The organism is bacterium, assembly GCA_021372515.1.
Classification (GTDB): Bacteria; Gemmatimonadota; Glassbacteria; order GWA2-58-10; family GWA2-58-10; genus JAJFUG01.
On record JAJFUG010000008.1, the window covers coordinates 22,624 to 37,811 of the forward strand.

The window sequence follows — 15,188 nt, forward strand, 5'->3', positions numbered from 1 at the left end:
GTTCATTTGCCGTTCCAACGCAGGAAAGAGCCGTCCACGATATCCTCCAGGCTGTCCGGCGCGCCCGCGGCCGGGCCGTGGAACACGCTGCCGCCGAACGAGGTGAGGTAGAGCCAGCCCGGACGCTGCGGGTCGGGCACGGGACGGTGGCCGTACTTGAAATTGTAGCCCCGGATTTTCCGCCAGCTGGCCCCGCGGTCGTGGCTCACAAAGGCGGCGCTGTCGAAGGTGTTGATGTAGACTGTGGCCGGGTCGGCCGGGTCCACGGCCGCGGCGTAGACATGCGCGTCCTCGTCGAACACCCGCTGCCAGGATTTGCCGCCGTCCTCGGAGCGCAGCAGCCCGCCGCCGCGCTCGACGCCGTCACGCGGCCAAGGCCAGCAGCTCAGGTACATGCGCTCGGGGTCGGAGGGGTCTATCACCAGGTCGTTGGGATCGTCGACCCCCGCGGGCAGTTCCACCGGCTGCCAGGAGGCGGCGCCATCCGTGCTCGTGAAAACCGCCCCTCGGGTGACCTGGCGCTCCCGCAGGGAGCGGCAGACCACGAGGAACAGGGTCCCGTCCGGCTTGCGCGCCATGCGCCAGGCGGATCGGCAGGCCTCGCCCAGGCCCGTATTGGCCGCGCGCCAGGAGAGGCCGTCATCCACCGACTTGTAGACCCCCCAGGGCAGGGAGCAGACATACAGCGTGCGGCTGCCGGCCGGGCTGGACGGGTCGAGCAGGATATGGGTGCAGACCGCCGAGGGCGGCAGGCCCGCGTTACTGGGCTTCCAGCTCAGGCCGCCGTCATCCGAGACCGCCACGCCGCCCTGGAATTGACCGTTCAGCAGCCGGCCGTCGCGGAACATCTTGAGCCGCGGAAGGTCGTGGCAGTCGGAGCGCACGCTGAACACGCGGCCGCGCACCTCGGGGTCGAACTCCAGCCAGTAGGTGGTGTTGATCCATTCCAGCGGGATGCCCTTGAGGCTGTGGAACCAGCTCTTGCCGCCGTTGAAAGTGTGCCAGAGGCCGATGTCGGTGTAGGAGATGAAAAAGTGCTGCGGGTCGAAGGGGTCGAAATGCACGCCGTAGGTGGTGGTGACATCGATCCCGCGGGTGCTCCAGGAGCCGTCCGGATGGCTGTCGGTGTAGAGCTGGGTCCAGCTCTTGCCGCCGTCGCGGGTGGCGTAGGTGCGGTTGTCGGTCACGTAGCAGATATCCGGGTCCACCGGGCTGACCCCGAACGAGTGCGGCGACTCGCCCCACTCGGGGCCGTAGTCCAGGGTCTCCCACTCGGGGGTCAGGTTGTTCGACCAGACCGTGTCCTCGTCCGCCTGGTAGACCCAGCTCCAATGCTCCCCGGCATCCGTGGTGCGCAGCACGCCGAACTTGCGGTCACGCTGCGGGCGCTGGGGTTTCCAGTATATCTCATCAATGTAGACATGCGCCGAGAGGTAGACATTGGAGGGAGAGTTCCGGCAGACCGCCAGGGTTTTGAAATAGGGCGCCTGGGCCGTGAGCGGATAGCTGTCCAGCAGGCCCCCCACGGCCTGGGTCCAGCCCGCTCCGCCGTCCCGGCTGACATACACCCCGCCGGCGACAGAGTCACCGCTGGTCTGCATCGCGCTCAGGATATAGAACAGTGTGCCCTCGGCCCCGCTGCCGCCGTCCGCCGCGAGCACCCGCCCGACCGGCAGGGGGAAATCCTGCCGCTCGGTGCTCTTGCTGGAGAGCCGGGCGCAGGCGCGGTCGGTGACCACGGTCACCGTACCCTCCAGACCGAGCCAGCTTCCCGGGAAAAGGGCCAGCACCTGAGAGCCGGGGACCTCACCCAGAGTGCGCCACGTGGCCCCGTGGTCTTCCGAGAACAGGACTTTCGCGCTCTCGCGGCCCGGGCGCGGCCCGGTGACCGCGTTGACCGTGCCCGGGGCGGAAAGGCCGAGGAAAATCCGGTTGTTGTCCGCCGGGTCAACCAGCACCTGCGAAATCTGGCCGTCCGGCATCCCGTCACGCGTCTCGTACCACTGCTCGGCGTGGTCGCCCACCATATGCTCGGCCAGGACATTCTTCGGGTCGGGGTAGATGAGCTTCCAGGTCAGGCCGCGGTCGGCCGAGCGATAGAGGCCGGTGTTGGAGGCGTAGACCGTGTTGGCGTCCAGCGGGTCGAACTCGAAATCGAGGATCACGGTGCGGAGGTTGAACATGCGCCAGTGCGCGCCGCCGTCCCAGGTGAGCTGCGCGCCCGACATGTCGCAGCGCGAGAGCACGAAATCCGGGTCGAAGGGGCTGACCGTGCAGACAAAATGGCTCCCGCCGCCGCCGGGGCCGATCCGGGTCCAGCCGGCAGCGGAGTCCGCGACTGACGGAGTGGATTCAGCAACCGGGACGCCCGTCTTGCCGCAGCCGGCAGCCAGGGCCGCGGCCAGCAGAAAAGTCAGGCACGAAAGCGCGTCGCTCCTGTGCATGTTCTTTCCTTTGCCAGGGGTTGAAAAACTATTGGGCAGCACCTGAACGGTAATTCTCATCTTCAGTTGGGCGAACACCAAGCACGCCCCCTACGTCGAAGCCGGTGGAGTCTGCACAAGCCCCGTCGCCAGCATTTCCCCCCTTGTATAATGGGAGGCCAGGGGGGATTTATCCAGAAAAGTCCACCTTATCACCTTTCTAAACTATCCCCACGCCAAACAAGGCTATGGAAAGTAAGGATTTAATTCCATCAAATCCCCCTCGATCCCCCTTTTTCAAAGGGGGAGGCAGAGACCGCCTCTGCAGTACCCAGTGCAACCCGTATGCTATCCATGCCGCCACACCGGCTCTTCTGGATCAGGGACCGGATTCATCGTGAACCGATAGTCCATATTCCGGACAAATCGGACGCGGGCGGGGCTTTGCGCTCCGCCTTCACCGTGCGTTATTTCTGCTCCACCACCACCACGTCGTAGGTCTCCAGCTCCGGGACACGGAACGTGCAGCGCCCGCCCTGGACCTGGAACTGAATGTCACGCGAGCCCTCGCGGTCCGGGCTGACCACCTTGACCGAGCTCACCCCCTTGCCCCTGTCCAGGGCCAGGTCCACCGGGATGCCGCTCAAGCGGTTGCCGCGGCGGTAGTTGACCAGGTGGAGCATGATCCGCTTGTCTTTCTGCACCTGCTCGACCGCGACCCACTCGGGGAGCTCGGTCTCCAGGGAGAGCTTACCGCCGGCGGCCTGACGCACGGCCTGTTCCAGCTCACGCCAGTTGGTCGGCCTGATCCAGGAGCCTTCCTTGACGTTGCCGTCCCAGGAGCCGGTCCAGTTCTCGGCCTGCTCCTTGTCCGGCGGGACAATGGCCGGCACGTACACCACCCGGCCGTCCGCGCTGACCTCGGTCTTGCTGGAGTAAGCCGCGCCCTCGGCGGCGGCCCCGCCATGGCGGCCCGCGCTCTCCAAGCCCAGAAGGTCGTTCAGGGCCGGGGTGCTCCTACGACGGAGCCACTGGTCGCGCGAACCAGTCAGGCCGGTGAACACCAGAGAGCCGCCCGCGGCTACGAACTTCCTGATCTTCGCCACGTTCTCATCCGACAGGTTGTTCTGCCCGGCCAGCACCAGCACGCGGTAGCGCGACAGGTCGTCCATCTGCTCATCGAACACCAGGTCGAACGGCACCTGCGACTGGATCAGGGCCTGCTCGAACATGCACTGCTCCAGGGCGGCGCGGTGGTTGTCGTAGGCCATGGTGGCGTAGGAGCGCAGCAGGGCGGCATCCTCGCGGTTGAGTGTGCCGGTGTATAGGTCGCGGTTGGCGATGTAGAAGTTATAATATTTGCGGTTCGAGGGGTCGGAGCCGGGGCGCAGCTCCACGTTGCCCGGGGTCTGGTTGAACGCCAGGGCCTCGGCCATCATCAGATCGTCCGGCTTGTAGGTGAGCACCATGTTGTCCAGGGCGCGTCCCAGCTTGTAGGTGCGTATCTTGGAGACAATTGTGCCCCACTGGGTGTAGTCGGCCGGGTTGGTCTCCTCGCTCCACATCACCTCGGAGTATTTCATGAACCAGGGGTGCCAGAGCGCGGCCTGGAACGCCCGGTTGCGGCCGAACAGACCGTGGGGGTTGGTGTCGAAGGCGACGTTGGGATTGAGCGAGCGGGCATAGGTGGTGATGTCGCGCAGCCAGTCGGCCATCAGCCAGCAGCGGTAGTCGATCCACTCCTGCTGCGCCGGGTCGAGGATTTCACGGATGGCCGCGGGCGGGTTCTCCATGTTCCAGACCGGCGGCATGACCAGGTCGTAGTTGGCGTGGCCGAAACGCTCGATCATCTTCTCGGGGGTGAACTTATTACGCAGGTAGGCGTGGAACCCGGCCACGTTGACCGGGCTGTGGTCGCTCTCCGGCTCGGCGTTGCAGTCGAAATTATCGAAATGCAGAAGGTCGCTGCCGACATCCTGGACCAGGGCCTTGATTATCTTTTCCTTATAGTACCTGCGGTAGTCGGGGTGGCCCAGGTTGGGCTTGGGGCGGTAGGACTGCTGGTGGTCGTAGGTGAGCATGATCGGAATGCCGCTGGCGTCCCGCTGCACCCAGTCCATCACCTCGGGCACCTCGGCCTGGAAAGTCTCGGGCACGATGGTCATCACCTGGCAGTAGGTGTCGAGCTTCATCCCCTGCTTGTGGACATAGCCCGAGAGGGTCTTGAGCATGTCCATCTCTTTTTTCTCGGCCTCGTAGCCGAACCCCTTGTAGCCGTGGGTGTGGTAGACCTCGATCCCGGCTTTCTGCGCCTCGATCACGGTCTGCTCGCTGTGCTCGGCCTCGAACTGTTTCCACAGCTCACCGTAGGGAAGGTTGCCGCCGCGGCGGACCCGGAAGATGAAAGCCTCGTGGTTGCCCCAGCCCAGGACCAGGCCTTTGTCCAGCCAGGCGGGACGGGGGTTTTCCTGGTAGGGCTTGCGGCCCTCGGCGGCCAGGGCCAGGCCGGCCCCGGCGAGCAGGCAGAACAGGAACGCGCGGACTATGATCCCTTTCATTGTCAATCCCCCCGAGAGCGTTTGGATGGGCCTGAATACGCGGTCCGCGGGCCGGGATTCCACCCGCTGAAATGGAGCCCCCGGCCGCCGAAAGCGGCGGCGGATTCCTTGCAGCAAGGACCGCCTGTTGGATATATGGAAATAATCGGAAGTGTTCTGCCTCCCGGCAGATTCTTTCGGAGGAACGCGCGGGGGGCAGCGGTCCCCTGGCGACGGCAACCCTGTCCCGACCCCACACGTCGCAAGAATGTTAACCCAATCCGCGCCGGGTGTCAATGCAGTCGGAATAAAAAATACACATTGCTGCGCGCGTGACGGCGGTGTTATCTTGTCTTTCGTTCAGGATTCGAACTGAGTGATGGAGCGCACGGCACCCGCACCGGAGGCCCGGATGAAAAGACTGTTCGTTTACGCAGCGTTGACTTTCCTTTGCCTGGGCGCCCCCCTGGCCGCGGCCGAGCCCCAGCCCGGCCAGTTGGACGTCCTTCCGGCCGAGGACTTTTTCGCCGACCAGGCGATCATGCTCTCCAAGCACTTCCAGCGCCAGCCGCAGGAGCGTATCTGGCAGCGGGATGTCGAGCTGGCGCGTATCCGCTCTGAGGATGACTGGCAAGCCTACCGTGAGAAGCTTTTGGCCAATTACAAAAAGGCCCTCGGCCTGCCGTTCCCGGAGCGCACCGACCTGGCCGCCGAGTGCACGGGCGTGCTGGACCGGGGCAGCTACCGGATCGAGAAGATTGTCTACCAGAGCCAGCCCGGGATCATGGTCACGGCGAACCTCTACGTGCCGCAGGACGGCAGCGGCGGCAAGTACCCGGGGATCGTGTTCCCCTGCGGACACTGGCACAACGCCAAGGCGGCGATCGAGTACCACAGTTGCGCCCTGGACCTGGTGCTGAAAGGTTTCGTGGTGCTGCTGTTCGACCCGATCGGCCAAGGTGAAAGGTGTGACTATTTCAAGCCGGACGGCTCGCTGGTGACCGAGGAGCCGGTGATCGAGCACACGTTGCTGGCCAACCCCTTGTTCCTCATGGGCCGCCACCTGATGACCCTGCGCCTCTGGGATACGGTCCGCGGGATCGACTACCTGCAGAGCCGCCCCGAGGTCGACCCGGAGCGGATCGGGATCACCGGCAACTCGGGCGGCGGCACGGTGACATTGCACCTGGTGCCGCTGGAGGACCGGATCAAGGTGGCGGTGCCGGACGGCACGGTGGGCGCGCCGGACTGGGACCTGGGCCAGGGCGGGATCGGCGACGGGGAGCAGAATCTCCCCGGCCGCGTGCCCCTGGGGATCAGCCACGCCGACCTGATGCTGCTGGCTTTCCCGCGCCCCTACCGTCTGATTATCGAATCGCGCGGCGGCTCGCGCACCGGGACCCGTCAGAGCTGGGTCGAGGCGAACTGGCTGTACGAGAGCCTGGGCCAGCCGGGCCGGATGGACCTGGTGGAGACCGAGTGGCCCCACGGCCTGTTCAAGTTCAGCCGCGAGAAAACCTGCCAGTGGTTCCTGCGCTGGTTCTACGGCCGCGAGACAGGCTGGGAGGAGCCGGAGCTGAAGACCGAGAAAGAAGCGGACCTCTGGTGCTCCAAGAGCGGACAGATTCTGCGTGAGCGCGGCAAGTCGATCCAGGTCTACATCGACGAGCAGGCGCAGAAAATCCTGCCCGTGCGCGAGGCGCCGGGCAAAGGGGCCGCGTTCGAGAGCTATCGCGACGATATCCGCAAGGGGGCGGCCGAGGCCCTGAACAACCCGCCCCTGCCCGAGGCCGCACCGCGGATGGTGCCGCTGGGCGAGGTGGAGCTGGAGGGCATAAAGGTGGAGAAATTCGCCCTCTACAGCGAGGACGACATTTATCTACCCGTGCTGATGTTCAAGCCGCCGAGCAAGGATAAGTTCCCGCTGGTCGTGCTGGCCGACAGCCGTGGCAAGGCCTCGGACGGCGGTGCGCTGGCCGTGGCTCTGGCCCGTGCGGGCGTGGGCGTGGCCGCGGTGGACCTGCGCGGCTACGGTGAGACCTCCCAGGCCGAGAACAGCGAACGCGACCAGATGGGCGGCCTCATGGCCCAGACCCTGGGCGCTCAGGCCAGCCTGGCCTATGACGGGCTGGCGCTGGGACGCTCCGTTTTCGCGATGCGGGTCTACGACATCCAGCGCACGCTCCAGTACCTGCGGACCCGTCCCGAGCTGAGCGGCCTGGCCCTGGCCGGACGGGGCGGCGGCGGACCGCTGGCCCTGTACGCCGCGACTCTTGAGAAAGGCCTGGCCGGGGTGCTGCTCGACAGCTCGTTGGTGGCCTGGCGCGAGCTGACCCGCCCGGGAGTGTACAGCTACAACTTTATCGATTTCCTGCCCGGCGCGCTGAAATACAGCGATTTCCCGCAACTGGCCGCGGCCTGCGCCCCGGCCAGGGTGCGGCTGGTCAACGCCCTGGATGCCCGGATGGAGCCGTTGAGCCAGAAAGCCGCCGAAAGCGCCTGGGCGTTCACCGGGGCGGCTTACCGCGCCCAGGGTGCGGGCGGTGCCTTTGCGGTCGCCAGCGCAGCCACCGCCGCCGCAACCCAGGCGGCCTGGCTGGACTGGGCGGCCAAGGCGTTCAAACCATGAAAATAAGAACGGAGATACATACAGATGGACAAGGACAGAAAAGCCGCGCTCAAGGCGGCCTACCGTCAGACCCGCAGCCTGGCCGGCGTGATGGGACTACGTAACCTGCAGAACGGCAAGGTGCTGGTCGAGGGCAGCGCGGACGTGCAGGCTCTGATCAACCGCTACCGCAGCTCGCTGCGCTTCATCGGCTGCCGTAACGCGGCGCTGCAGGAGGACTGGACCGCTTTCGGGCCGGAGGCTTTCGCGTTCGAGGTGCTGGAGAGTTTCGAGCCGGGGGCCGATGACAGTAAGGAAGATGTGCTGGCGATGGTGCGCGAGCTGGAGGACGCCTGGGTGGAGAAGCTCCAGCCGTTCGATGAGAAGGGCTACAACAAGCGCGGCGAATCCAACCGTTTCCGCTACTGAGCGCTGCCGCATCCGCCAGGGCTTGTCAGATAAGACGAAAGGCCGCTCCCGGCAAAACGGGAGCGGCCTTTTTATTCGGTCAGCCTGTATACGGTGACAACCGCTCACTGCAGCCGCACGGTCCTTCCCTCCCGCGCCGAGGTCCGGGCGGCCTCCAGGATACGGGCCACGCTCACGTTGGCCTCCAGGCCCGACAAGTCCGTCCGGTCCGGGATAATCTTGCCCCGCACCACCGCGGTCAGGTAGTTGAAAGCGTTATCGTAAGGTGCGGCGCGATGAGGAACGCTGCGAGGTGGCTGTTCACTCTTGTTCTCGGCCGTGCGCACCAGCAGGGTCCGGCTGTCCGGGGCGAACACGTAGCCGGTCCGTCCGTACACGTACATGTCCTTGCGGTCGAACGGCCAGTTCCAGGAAGCCTGGATTATCGCCTGGGCCTGGGGGTAGGTGAGCACAAGCGTGGCCTCGTCATCAACCTTCGGGTAGACCTCGGGCTTGATCTGCTGGGTCACCGCGGTCACGCTGGTGGGCAGGGCGCCGTCCATCAGCCAGGTGCTGAGGCTCGCCCCGTAGCAGCCGAAATCGGTGAGCGCGCCGCCGCCGTTCAGCAGCGGATCGGTGAGCCAGGCCAGGAACTCCGGCCCGCAGCCGATCTCCTTGGGTCCGCTGTGCCCGTCATGGATCACCACCTTACGGATATCCCCCACCAGAGCCTTGTCGCAGACCAGCTCGTGCGCCGCGTTAAAGCTGCCGAACCAGGTGGTGGCGTAGTTGGTAATCACCTGAATGTGGAACTGACTGGCCAGCGCGGCGATGCTGTCGGCGACGGAGGCCTCGAAAGCCAGCGGCTTTTCCACCATCACGTGCACCCCCCGCGGGGCGCAGGCCTCCACCAGTTCCAGGTGTTCGGCCGTGGAGCCGTAGCCGGTGACCACCTCGGGAGAGGTTTTGTCCAGCAGCTCGGCCAGGGTGGAGAACACGGGCACGTCCTCGGCCGCATACTGTTTCTCATAGTAGCGGGCCAGCTCGCGATCCGGCTCGTAGATACCCACTATCGTGATCTCGCCCCGCTTGCGGCTTTCGAAAACATCCCCGGCGTGGCCGTGGATGAGCCGCGCCACCGCCACCCGCAGCGGGCCCGCGGTCGCCGGGTCCGCCGCCCGGGCCGGAGCGAGTCCGGCCAGCAGCAGGGCCGCAACCGCCGCCGCTGTCCGCAGCACCCTCCGGCTGTATCCAGTCATGTCCGGTCTCCTTTCCCGTGCCGCCGGATTTCGGCTCACCACGCCCCACCATCCATGTCCTTGAACAGACGGGTGGCGTTGAGGTAGTAGATTTTCTGCAGCACCTCCTCCGGCAGGTTGAGGCCGTAGTTCATCCACCAGGCGGCATCCGGCACGCGGAAGAACTCGTCCTCGGTCTCCAGAAGGCGGAACCAGCCGCGGTACATGTCCTCATCCGGGTTAAGGTCGGTGCCCCAGAGGATACGGTCCTGGTAGCGGATGATGAACTTGCGCGCGCTGAACGGCTGACGGCCCAGGTCCCAGGCGCGGGCCGACAGATCGATGTAGAAATTGGGATACAGGTCCAGCAGGCGACCCACCTCGTTCAGGTCGTGGCTCAGGTTGCCCACGTGGCAGCCGATGAAGATCGTGTTGGGGTGCTTGGCTATGGCCCGGTTGCGGGTGGCCTGGATTTCGGCCCGGGGCAGGATGCCCGGCTTGCCGTAGACATTCCAGGGCGCGCCGGCGGTGCCCAGCTCGCTCTCGGCGGTCAGGGGATAGTAGCAGTCCTCCATGTCGCCCACGTGGATCGAGATCGGCATGCCCAGCCGTCCGGCGGTCTCCAGGGCCAGGTCCCAGCGCGGGTCGTCCAGGTGCACGCCTTTCCTGCCCTCCTTGCGGCTCCCGCCGAAACCCCAGCCCATGTCCTTGTACTCGCCGATCCCGCGCGCGCCCATCTCGTAGGCTTTCTCCACCGAGCGGGCCGCCCGCTTCGGGTAGTCGGGGGCGTCGATGTCATGGGCGTCGATATGCGCCCATATCTGGAAATGCCGCGGGTACTTGCCCAGGTAGTCCTTGATCACCGCCTCCAGGCTGCTGTCGGGCTGGCAGCCGCTGAGGATCACCACCTTGCGCACGTTGCAGGCGCGCATCATCTGCACCCACTTGTGGATGTCCTCGCCTTTGAGGTAGGGGTGCGAGTGGGAGTCGATGGACGGGAAGCGCGAGCGCAGGACCGTGTGCGCCGGGACCTCCAGGCGGCTTTGTGGGTTGAAATCCTTCACTTTCAGGGTGTCGAAGATGCCCATGCTGGGGGTCTCGTCGTACTGGGCGAAGAGCGCGCTGAAGCCCAGGCAGATAAACAGCGCGGCGGTAAAGAGTTTTTTCATCCGGTCCCTCCTGTGTGGTGATGGTCAGGGCTTTGCAAGCAGCGCTTTCGCCCGCTCGACCAGCCCCTCGAAACTACCTTCGTGGAATATAACAAGCCCCCGGGCCCGGGTGGTTTCCCCGGGCGGACAGTCCGGCGGCAGCGGGTCACTGTGGATGCAGGGGATGCGCTTGTTGCTGAACACCAGGCGCGCGGGAGTCCAGATCGTGGCAAGCCAGCGCTCGGGCGTGCCCTTTGCACGCACCGCGATAAGCGGCGGGTCGGCCCGCTCCTCGACGATGCGCCCCGGCCCGCTGCCTGGACGGAACCAGCCCAGGTCATCGAAAGTGAGGTTGTCCGGCCCGCCCGCGACATTGAGCGCCCAGAACACGGGGCTGCTTTCGGGCAACGGGCCGCTGTAGTGCGTGTCCCGGCCCAGCAGCGCCGGACGGCCATTCACCGCCACGAAAGTGCGGGCGTAGGCGGTGTCCAGGAAAGCGGCCAGACTGCCTGGACGCAGGCAGATCAGGGTGCGGATGTCCGTGATCGCCGTGTCGGTGCGGTTGTCGATTTCGAGGCTGAGCCGCACGGCCATTGAGTCGGCCTCAGCCTCGGCGCGGAATGTCACCCCGTCGCGCGGGCTGTACTCGAACCCGGCGCGGCTGGAATCATCGCTCAGCCGCCAGGGCGTGTCTACCTGCACGGGGTTGGAGTGATTCACATCCGGCATGCCGCGACCCCAGCAGTGCTCCGGAAAATTGAGCTGAAGACACTCGGTCGGGTTCCAGGGCGAACTGACAAGCAGAAGGTTCGTGATATCTTTGTCCGGCTTTCCGGGCAGACTGGAGAGCTTCACCCCGGCGGCGTTCAACTGGAGGACCAGGACGCCCAGAAGGAGCGCGACGGTTGCCAGGCAGCTTTTCATCCAGTTGCCTTTTTTGGGGTTAGACAGAAAGTGGATTAAGCCGGTCTGTTTATTGCAATCAATGCCACGGTGCGACCCGGACCGGTCTCAACACCTTGAAACCTAACACTCTGGACAATAAACGCAAGATGATCGCTTCTCATTTCCGTAAAGACGGCTTGCACATTTGAGAAAAACGGAGGGGAAATGGCGCGTATTCCGAGATGGTTGCCTGCACTGGCCCTGGGCATGCTGTTGGTCGCGTTGCAGAGCGCTCCGGCGGCGGCCGGCGAACTGAAAACTTTCAGCCGCGAGATCACCGCGCAGGACGACGAGTACACGATCGAGGTGGGCGGCACGCTCGACCCGGAGAATGTGGAGATCGTGATCGAGAACCTGGGCGACACCCCGGTGGCCGACCCGCGCCTGAGTATCAACGGCAATTACGACTGGTTCGACATCAACTCCATGGTGGCCGAGATCACCCGCGGCTGCACCACGGATGAGGAAAAGGCCCTGGCGATCTGGGAGTTCATCCTCTGGAAACGTTTCCAGCGCTCACCGGATGACCCGGCCTCCACCCACCCGGTGAAAGCGATGAACGGCTACGGCTACGGTATCTGCGGGCACGCCGCCTACTGGCTCAAGGCTTTCGCCACCGCGGCCGGGCTGCAGGCGCGGGTGCAGGAGATCTGGGGCCACACGGTGAACGAGGTGTTCTGGGACGGCAAATGGCATTTCCTGGACAGCAACGTGAAAGTCTACTACCTGTCGCGCGACAACCGCACCCTGGCCAGCCTGGCCGAGCTGGAGAAAGACCCCTGGCTGATCCAGCGCACGATCCACCCGCGCGACCCCTGGGTGCGCCAGGCCGACGCACCGGGACGGAACGAGGAGTTCGTGCGCTATATCGTCTCGGCCCGCGACAATTATGTGGACAACAGCTCCGACAGCACTATCGCCAAGCCCTACAACATGGCTTTCAGCCTGAAGCCGGGGATGAAAGTGACCCGCTGGTGGGAGCCCAGGCTGGGCAAGTTCGAGGGCCTCAAGGAGCGCGCCGAGGTGCCCACCCGCTACGCCAACGGCCAGATCGTCTGGGAGCCCGACCTGTCCAGGATCGACATGCTGGCCTACATCGACACGATAGACAACGTGACCACCAAATGGCACAAGGGCGGCCAGGGCCCGGCGATCCAGGTGAACTACCCGCAGGATGACCAGTACAGCCGTCCCTCGCGCGCCGGACTTCCCATCCAGAGCCCCTGGCCGGTGGTGGGGGGACGGTTCGCCTGCACTCTGCTCAAAGAGAACGGCTGCTCGGCCGCGGTGTTCTTCGGCGAGCCGCAGTGGGGCGGCGGCAACCTCTACAGCTACCGCTGGGGCAGCGGCGCCGAGACCAACTCGTTCGACCTGGACTACCTGATCACCAACGCCGCACCGCTCTACGACTACACGATCGGGTTCACCTTGGAGGCCAACGGCCGGGGCAAGAACCCCCGTCAGGCCGGAGTGGACTGGTTCCGCTCCGAAACCGACCTTCAGGTGGGACCCTACAGCATTCCGGCCCTGCACCTGGGGAAGAATGTGGTCAAGTACCACGATTCCACGAACAGGGCCAAGAAAGTACGGATCACCCATGTCTGGCGCGAGAAGGACGACAACCACGCCCCGGCGCCGGTGAGCGCGGCGCTCTCGCCCAAGGAAGTGAAGTCCCTCACCCCGGTGCTCGAGTGGCAGGCCGCCACGGACCAGGACAGCGGCGACTCGGTGACCGACTACCAGGTGCTGGTCAGCCTGCGGCCCGACTGCCGCTGGCCCCTGTCCAACACGGTCTACCGCAATGTCGGCTCGGCGGACACGCACTGGCAGGTGCCGGCCAGTTTCCTGAACCCGGGCGCCACCTACTACTGGAAAGTCCGCTCGCGCGACAGCAAGGGCGCGATCAGCGACTGGAGCGCGGTGTTCTCGTTCAGCACCGCGGCCAAGGCCAAGTAGGGGAAACGGTTTTCCGAAGGTGTGCGGCGCTCTGTACCACCGCAAGCACGTGACAGGTCCGGCCCCCCCGAACAAAAAGGCCCCCGGAGGAGAACTCCGGGGGCCGTGCTTTTTCCATTCCAAATCGACTGCCGCTGTCTCAGCCTTTCTGGCCGGACTGCATGCGGGCCCGCACCTCGGCGCGGTGTTCCTTGATCAGCGGGGTGCGCGGGCTGTCCGGGTATTTTTCCACGATCTCGTCCATCACCTTGAGGGCCTCATCGGTCTGGCCGCCGACTTCCAGCGCACGGCTGAGGTCTCCCATCAGGATAACTTTCTCGTAATCGAAATGCGCAAGCCCCACGGCCTCGCGGTAGATCCCGGCGGCCGCGGCCGGGTCGCCCTGCTGCTCGGCCACAGCGGCCAGCCCCGCCACACTGTTGAGCTTGAGCGGGTCGGAATTGCTGAGTTGCTTGCGCGCCTTCTCGAAACGCTCCTTGGCCTGGTCGTACTGGCCGGCCTTGTAGTAGGAATCGCCGGCAAAGAACAGGGCCTTGGCCGCGGAGGGCGTGCCCGAGTAATCATCGGCCACGCGGTCGAAATCCGTGGCGGCCACGGCGAAATTGCCGCCCATGTAAATGGACTCGGCCTTGAACAGCTCGAGCGAGGCCTCGGTGATCCGCTCGCTTCGGTAGTTCACGTACAGCCAGCTCCCGCCGACCAGCACCAGAAGGCCCACGGCGCCGAGGACGATCTTGAGCATGTTTTCTTTGAAAAAGTGGCCCGCTTCGAACGCGGCGGTGACAAAGGCGTCCTCTTTAAGCTCTTTTTTGGTGATCCGGCTCTTGCTCATCTAAGGCCTGCTCCTTCGCTCTGGGGCGGGTGTAGTAAAAGACAAACCCATGACAGCATGGAAGTTATGGCGATGACAAAATACGCGGGACAGCCGTGCCGGCCCGGATTTGGAAGAATATAACAGGAAAGGGTGCCCCTGGCAAGGACATACGGACAATCCGGCGCCCCGGTTGCCGCCACGGCTCAGAACGGGATGCTTTTCATCCGCTCGGACAGGAACGGGCCGTACTTGTGGTCCTCGGTGCGGATATGGTTGGTGATCCAGTCGTACAGGAAACTTTTTATCTCGAGGGCCAGCCCGGCGCTGTCCTTATCCAGGCGCTGACGGAAGTCTTTCACCCGGCGCTTGAACACCTCGTGCTCGGCCACCTGTGCGTCAAACTCCGGGTAGCCGTGTTTTTTCATCAGGTGTTCCTCGCAGACAAAATGATAGAGCGTGTAGACATCCAGCTTGATCACGGAGTACTCGATATCCAGGGGCAGGTTGTCCTCGATCGCCTCGGAGAGTTCATCCAGCAGACGGAACAGCTCGATGTGCTGGGCGTCCAGCTCGCGGATGCCCACGCTGTAGGATTTTTCCCAACTGGACATGTTCACCTCCCCCCTTGCGGGTCCAATGTTCACTGATTCCCAGGGTCCGGATGTGAAAATGTCTCCCAGCTTGATTATACATCGGATGGGTTGAGGCTGCAATCGATTATCCCGAAAATACATCACATTGGGTTGGTGTTGTGAGGCATATGAATGACGGCGCTCTCCGGCGCCCGTTCGTGGCAGGGACGTATCATTTGACAGTCGCGGCCGGGCCCTGTTATTATTTTCGCTGAAACCGTTCCCTGGAGCCTGCCATGCCCAGAGTCTTTCTCGCCCTGCTCCTTCTGTCCTCCGCCTGCGGCCGCGGCGCCGGTCCGATACAGTTATGCAACTCACCCAGGAGCCAGATGACGTCTACTGGTTTGTCCTGTATGACTCCAGCGCCTATTACTCACGGTACATCGAGCCGGTGGACAGGCGCTATATCCTGGAGCGACACGCCGTGTTTGGTGGTCCCACGCCACCCGACAGCCTGGATCACGCGGGGATCAATTTCG

The 15,188-nt window shown here is 64.6% G+C and carries 10 protein-coding genes; 3 read left to right on the top strand and 7 right to left on the bottom strand.

What is annotated here, in order from left to right; genetic code table 11:
* Nucleotides 1–2: 2 nt before the first annotated feature.
* Together LLH00_00580 and LLH00_00585 are read right to left on the bottom strand one after the other, a co-directional pair.
* A complete protein-coding gene (locus LLH00_00580; GenBank protein ID MCE5269762.1) occupies nucleotides 3–2,444 on the bottom strand; it encodes a hypothetical protein in 2,442 nt (813 codons plus the stop codon).
* A 446-nt stretch (nucleotides 2,445–2,890) separates the two neighbouring features.
* Entirely contained in the window at nucleotides 2,891–4,981 is a 2,091-nt protein-coding gene (locus LLH00_00585) for a beta-galactosidase trimerization domain-containing protein (protein ID MCE5269763.1), read from the bottom strand.
* A gap of 391 nt (nucleotides 4,982–5,372) precedes the next feature.
* Between LLH00_00585 and LLH00_00590 the strand changes: the two genes are divergently transcribed.
* Both LLH00_00590 and LLH00_00595 read left to right on the top strand, forming a co-directional pair.
* Complete coding sequence (locus tag LLH00_00590; protein ID MCE5269764.1) at nucleotides 5,373–7,589, top strand: acetylxylan esterase; 2,217 nt, start codon at nucleotides 5,373–5,375, stop codon at nucleotides 7,587–7,589.
* 24 nt (nucleotides 7,590–7,613) lie between these two features.
* Nucleotides 7,614–7,997 (top strand): GIY-YIG nuclease family protein, encoded by a 384-nt coding sequence (locus LLH00_00595; protein ID MCE5269765.1) that lies wholly within the window; start codon nucleotides 7,614–7,616, stop codon nucleotides 7,995–7,997.
* A gap of 104 nt (nucleotides 7,998–8,101) precedes the next feature.
* Here the strand turns inward: LLH00_00595 and LLH00_00600 are convergent, their stop codons facing one another.
* Genes LLH00_00600 through LLH00_00610 form a run of 3 tightly spaced genes read right to left on the bottom strand, consistent with a single transcriptional unit; the run spans nucleotide 8,102 to nucleotide 11,286 of the window.
* Complete coding sequence (locus LLH00_00600; GenBank protein MCE5269766.1) at nucleotides 8,102–9,235, bottom strand: Gfo/Idh/MocA family oxidoreductase; 1,134 nt, start codon at nucleotides 9,233–9,235, stop codon at nucleotides 8,102–8,104.
* 35 nt (nucleotides 9,236–9,270) lie between these two features.
* Nucleotides 9,271–10,383: an amidohydrolase gene (locus LLH00_00605; GenBank protein ID MCE5269767.1), complete on the bottom strand. Its 1,113-nt coding sequence runs from the start codon at nucleotides 10,381–10,383 to the stop codon at nucleotides 9,271–9,273.
* 24 nt (nucleotides 10,384–10,407) lie between these two features.
* A complete protein-coding gene (locus LLH00_00610) occupies nucleotides 10,408–11,286 on the bottom strand; it encodes a hypothetical protein (GenBank protein ID MCE5269768.1) in 879 nt (292 codons plus the stop codon).
* 186 nt (nucleotides 11,287–11,472) lie between these two features.
* Here LLH00_00610 and LLH00_00615 point away from each other — a divergent pair, with 186 nt between their 5' ends.
* The gene (locus LLH00_00615; GenBank protein ID MCE5269769.1) at nucleotides 11,473–13,263 is read left to right on the top strand and encodes a hypothetical protein; all 1,791 of its coding nucleotides are present in this window, start codon (nucleotides 11,473–11,475) and stop codon (nucleotides 13,261–13,263) included.
* A gap of 139 nt (nucleotides 13,264–13,402) precedes the next feature.
* Here LLH00_00615 and LLH00_00620 read toward each other — a convergent pair whose 3' ends face one another.
* Together LLH00_00620 and LLH00_00625 are read right to left on the bottom strand one after the other, a co-directional pair.
* Complete coding sequence (locus LLH00_00620; protein ID MCE5269770.1) at nucleotides 13,403–14,095, bottom strand: tetratricopeptide repeat protein; 693 nt, start codon at nucleotides 14,093–14,095, stop codon at nucleotides 13,403–13,405.
* Nucleotides 14,096–14,280: 185 nt separating this feature from the next.
* Entirely contained in the window at nucleotides 14,281–14,688 is a 408-nt protein-coding gene (locus LLH00_00625) for a bacteriohemerythrin (protein MCE5269771.1), read from the bottom strand.
* Nucleotides 14,689–15,188: the final 500 nt, after the last annotated feature.

Coding starts and splice junctions, on each gene's coding strand:
- LLH00_00580 (MCE5269762.1), bottom strand. CDS start 2,444: ATGCACAGGAGCGACGCGCTTTCGTGCCTGACTTTTCTGCTGGCCGCG.
- LLH00_00585 (MCE5269763.1), bottom strand. CDS start 4,981: ATGAAAGGGATCATAGTCCGCGCGTTCCTGTTCTGCCTGCTCGCCGGG.
- LLH00_00590 (MCE5269764.1), top strand. CDS start 5,373: ATGAAAAGACTGTTCGTTTACGCAGCGTTGACTTTCCTTTGCCTGGGC.
- LLH00_00595 (MCE5269765.1), top strand. CDS start 7,614: ATGGACAAGGACAGAAAAGCCGCGCTCAAGGCGGCCTACCGTCAGACC.
- LLH00_00600 (MCE5269766.1), bottom strand. CDS start 9,235: ATGACTGGATACAGCCGGAGGGTGCTGCGGACAGCGGCGGCGGTTGCG.
- LLH00_00605 (MCE5269767.1), bottom strand. CDS start 10,383: ATGAAAAAACTCTTTACCGCCGCGCTGTTTATCTGCCTGGGCTTCAGC.
- LLH00_00610 (MCE5269768.1), bottom strand. CDS start 11,286: ATGAAAAGCTGCCTGGCAACCGTCGCGCTCCTTCTGGGCGTCCTGGTC.
- LLH00_00615 (MCE5269769.1), top strand. CDS start 11,473: ATGGCGCGTATTCCGAGATGGTTGCCTGCACTGGCCCTGGGCATGCTG.
- LLH00_00620 (MCE5269770.1), bottom strand. CDS start 14,095: ATGAGCAAGAGCCGGATCACCAAAAAAGAGCTTAAAGAGGACGCCTTT.
- LLH00_00625 (MCE5269771.1), bottom strand. CDS start 14,688: ATGTCCAGTTGGGAAAAATCCTACAGCGTGGGCATCCGCGAGCTGGAC.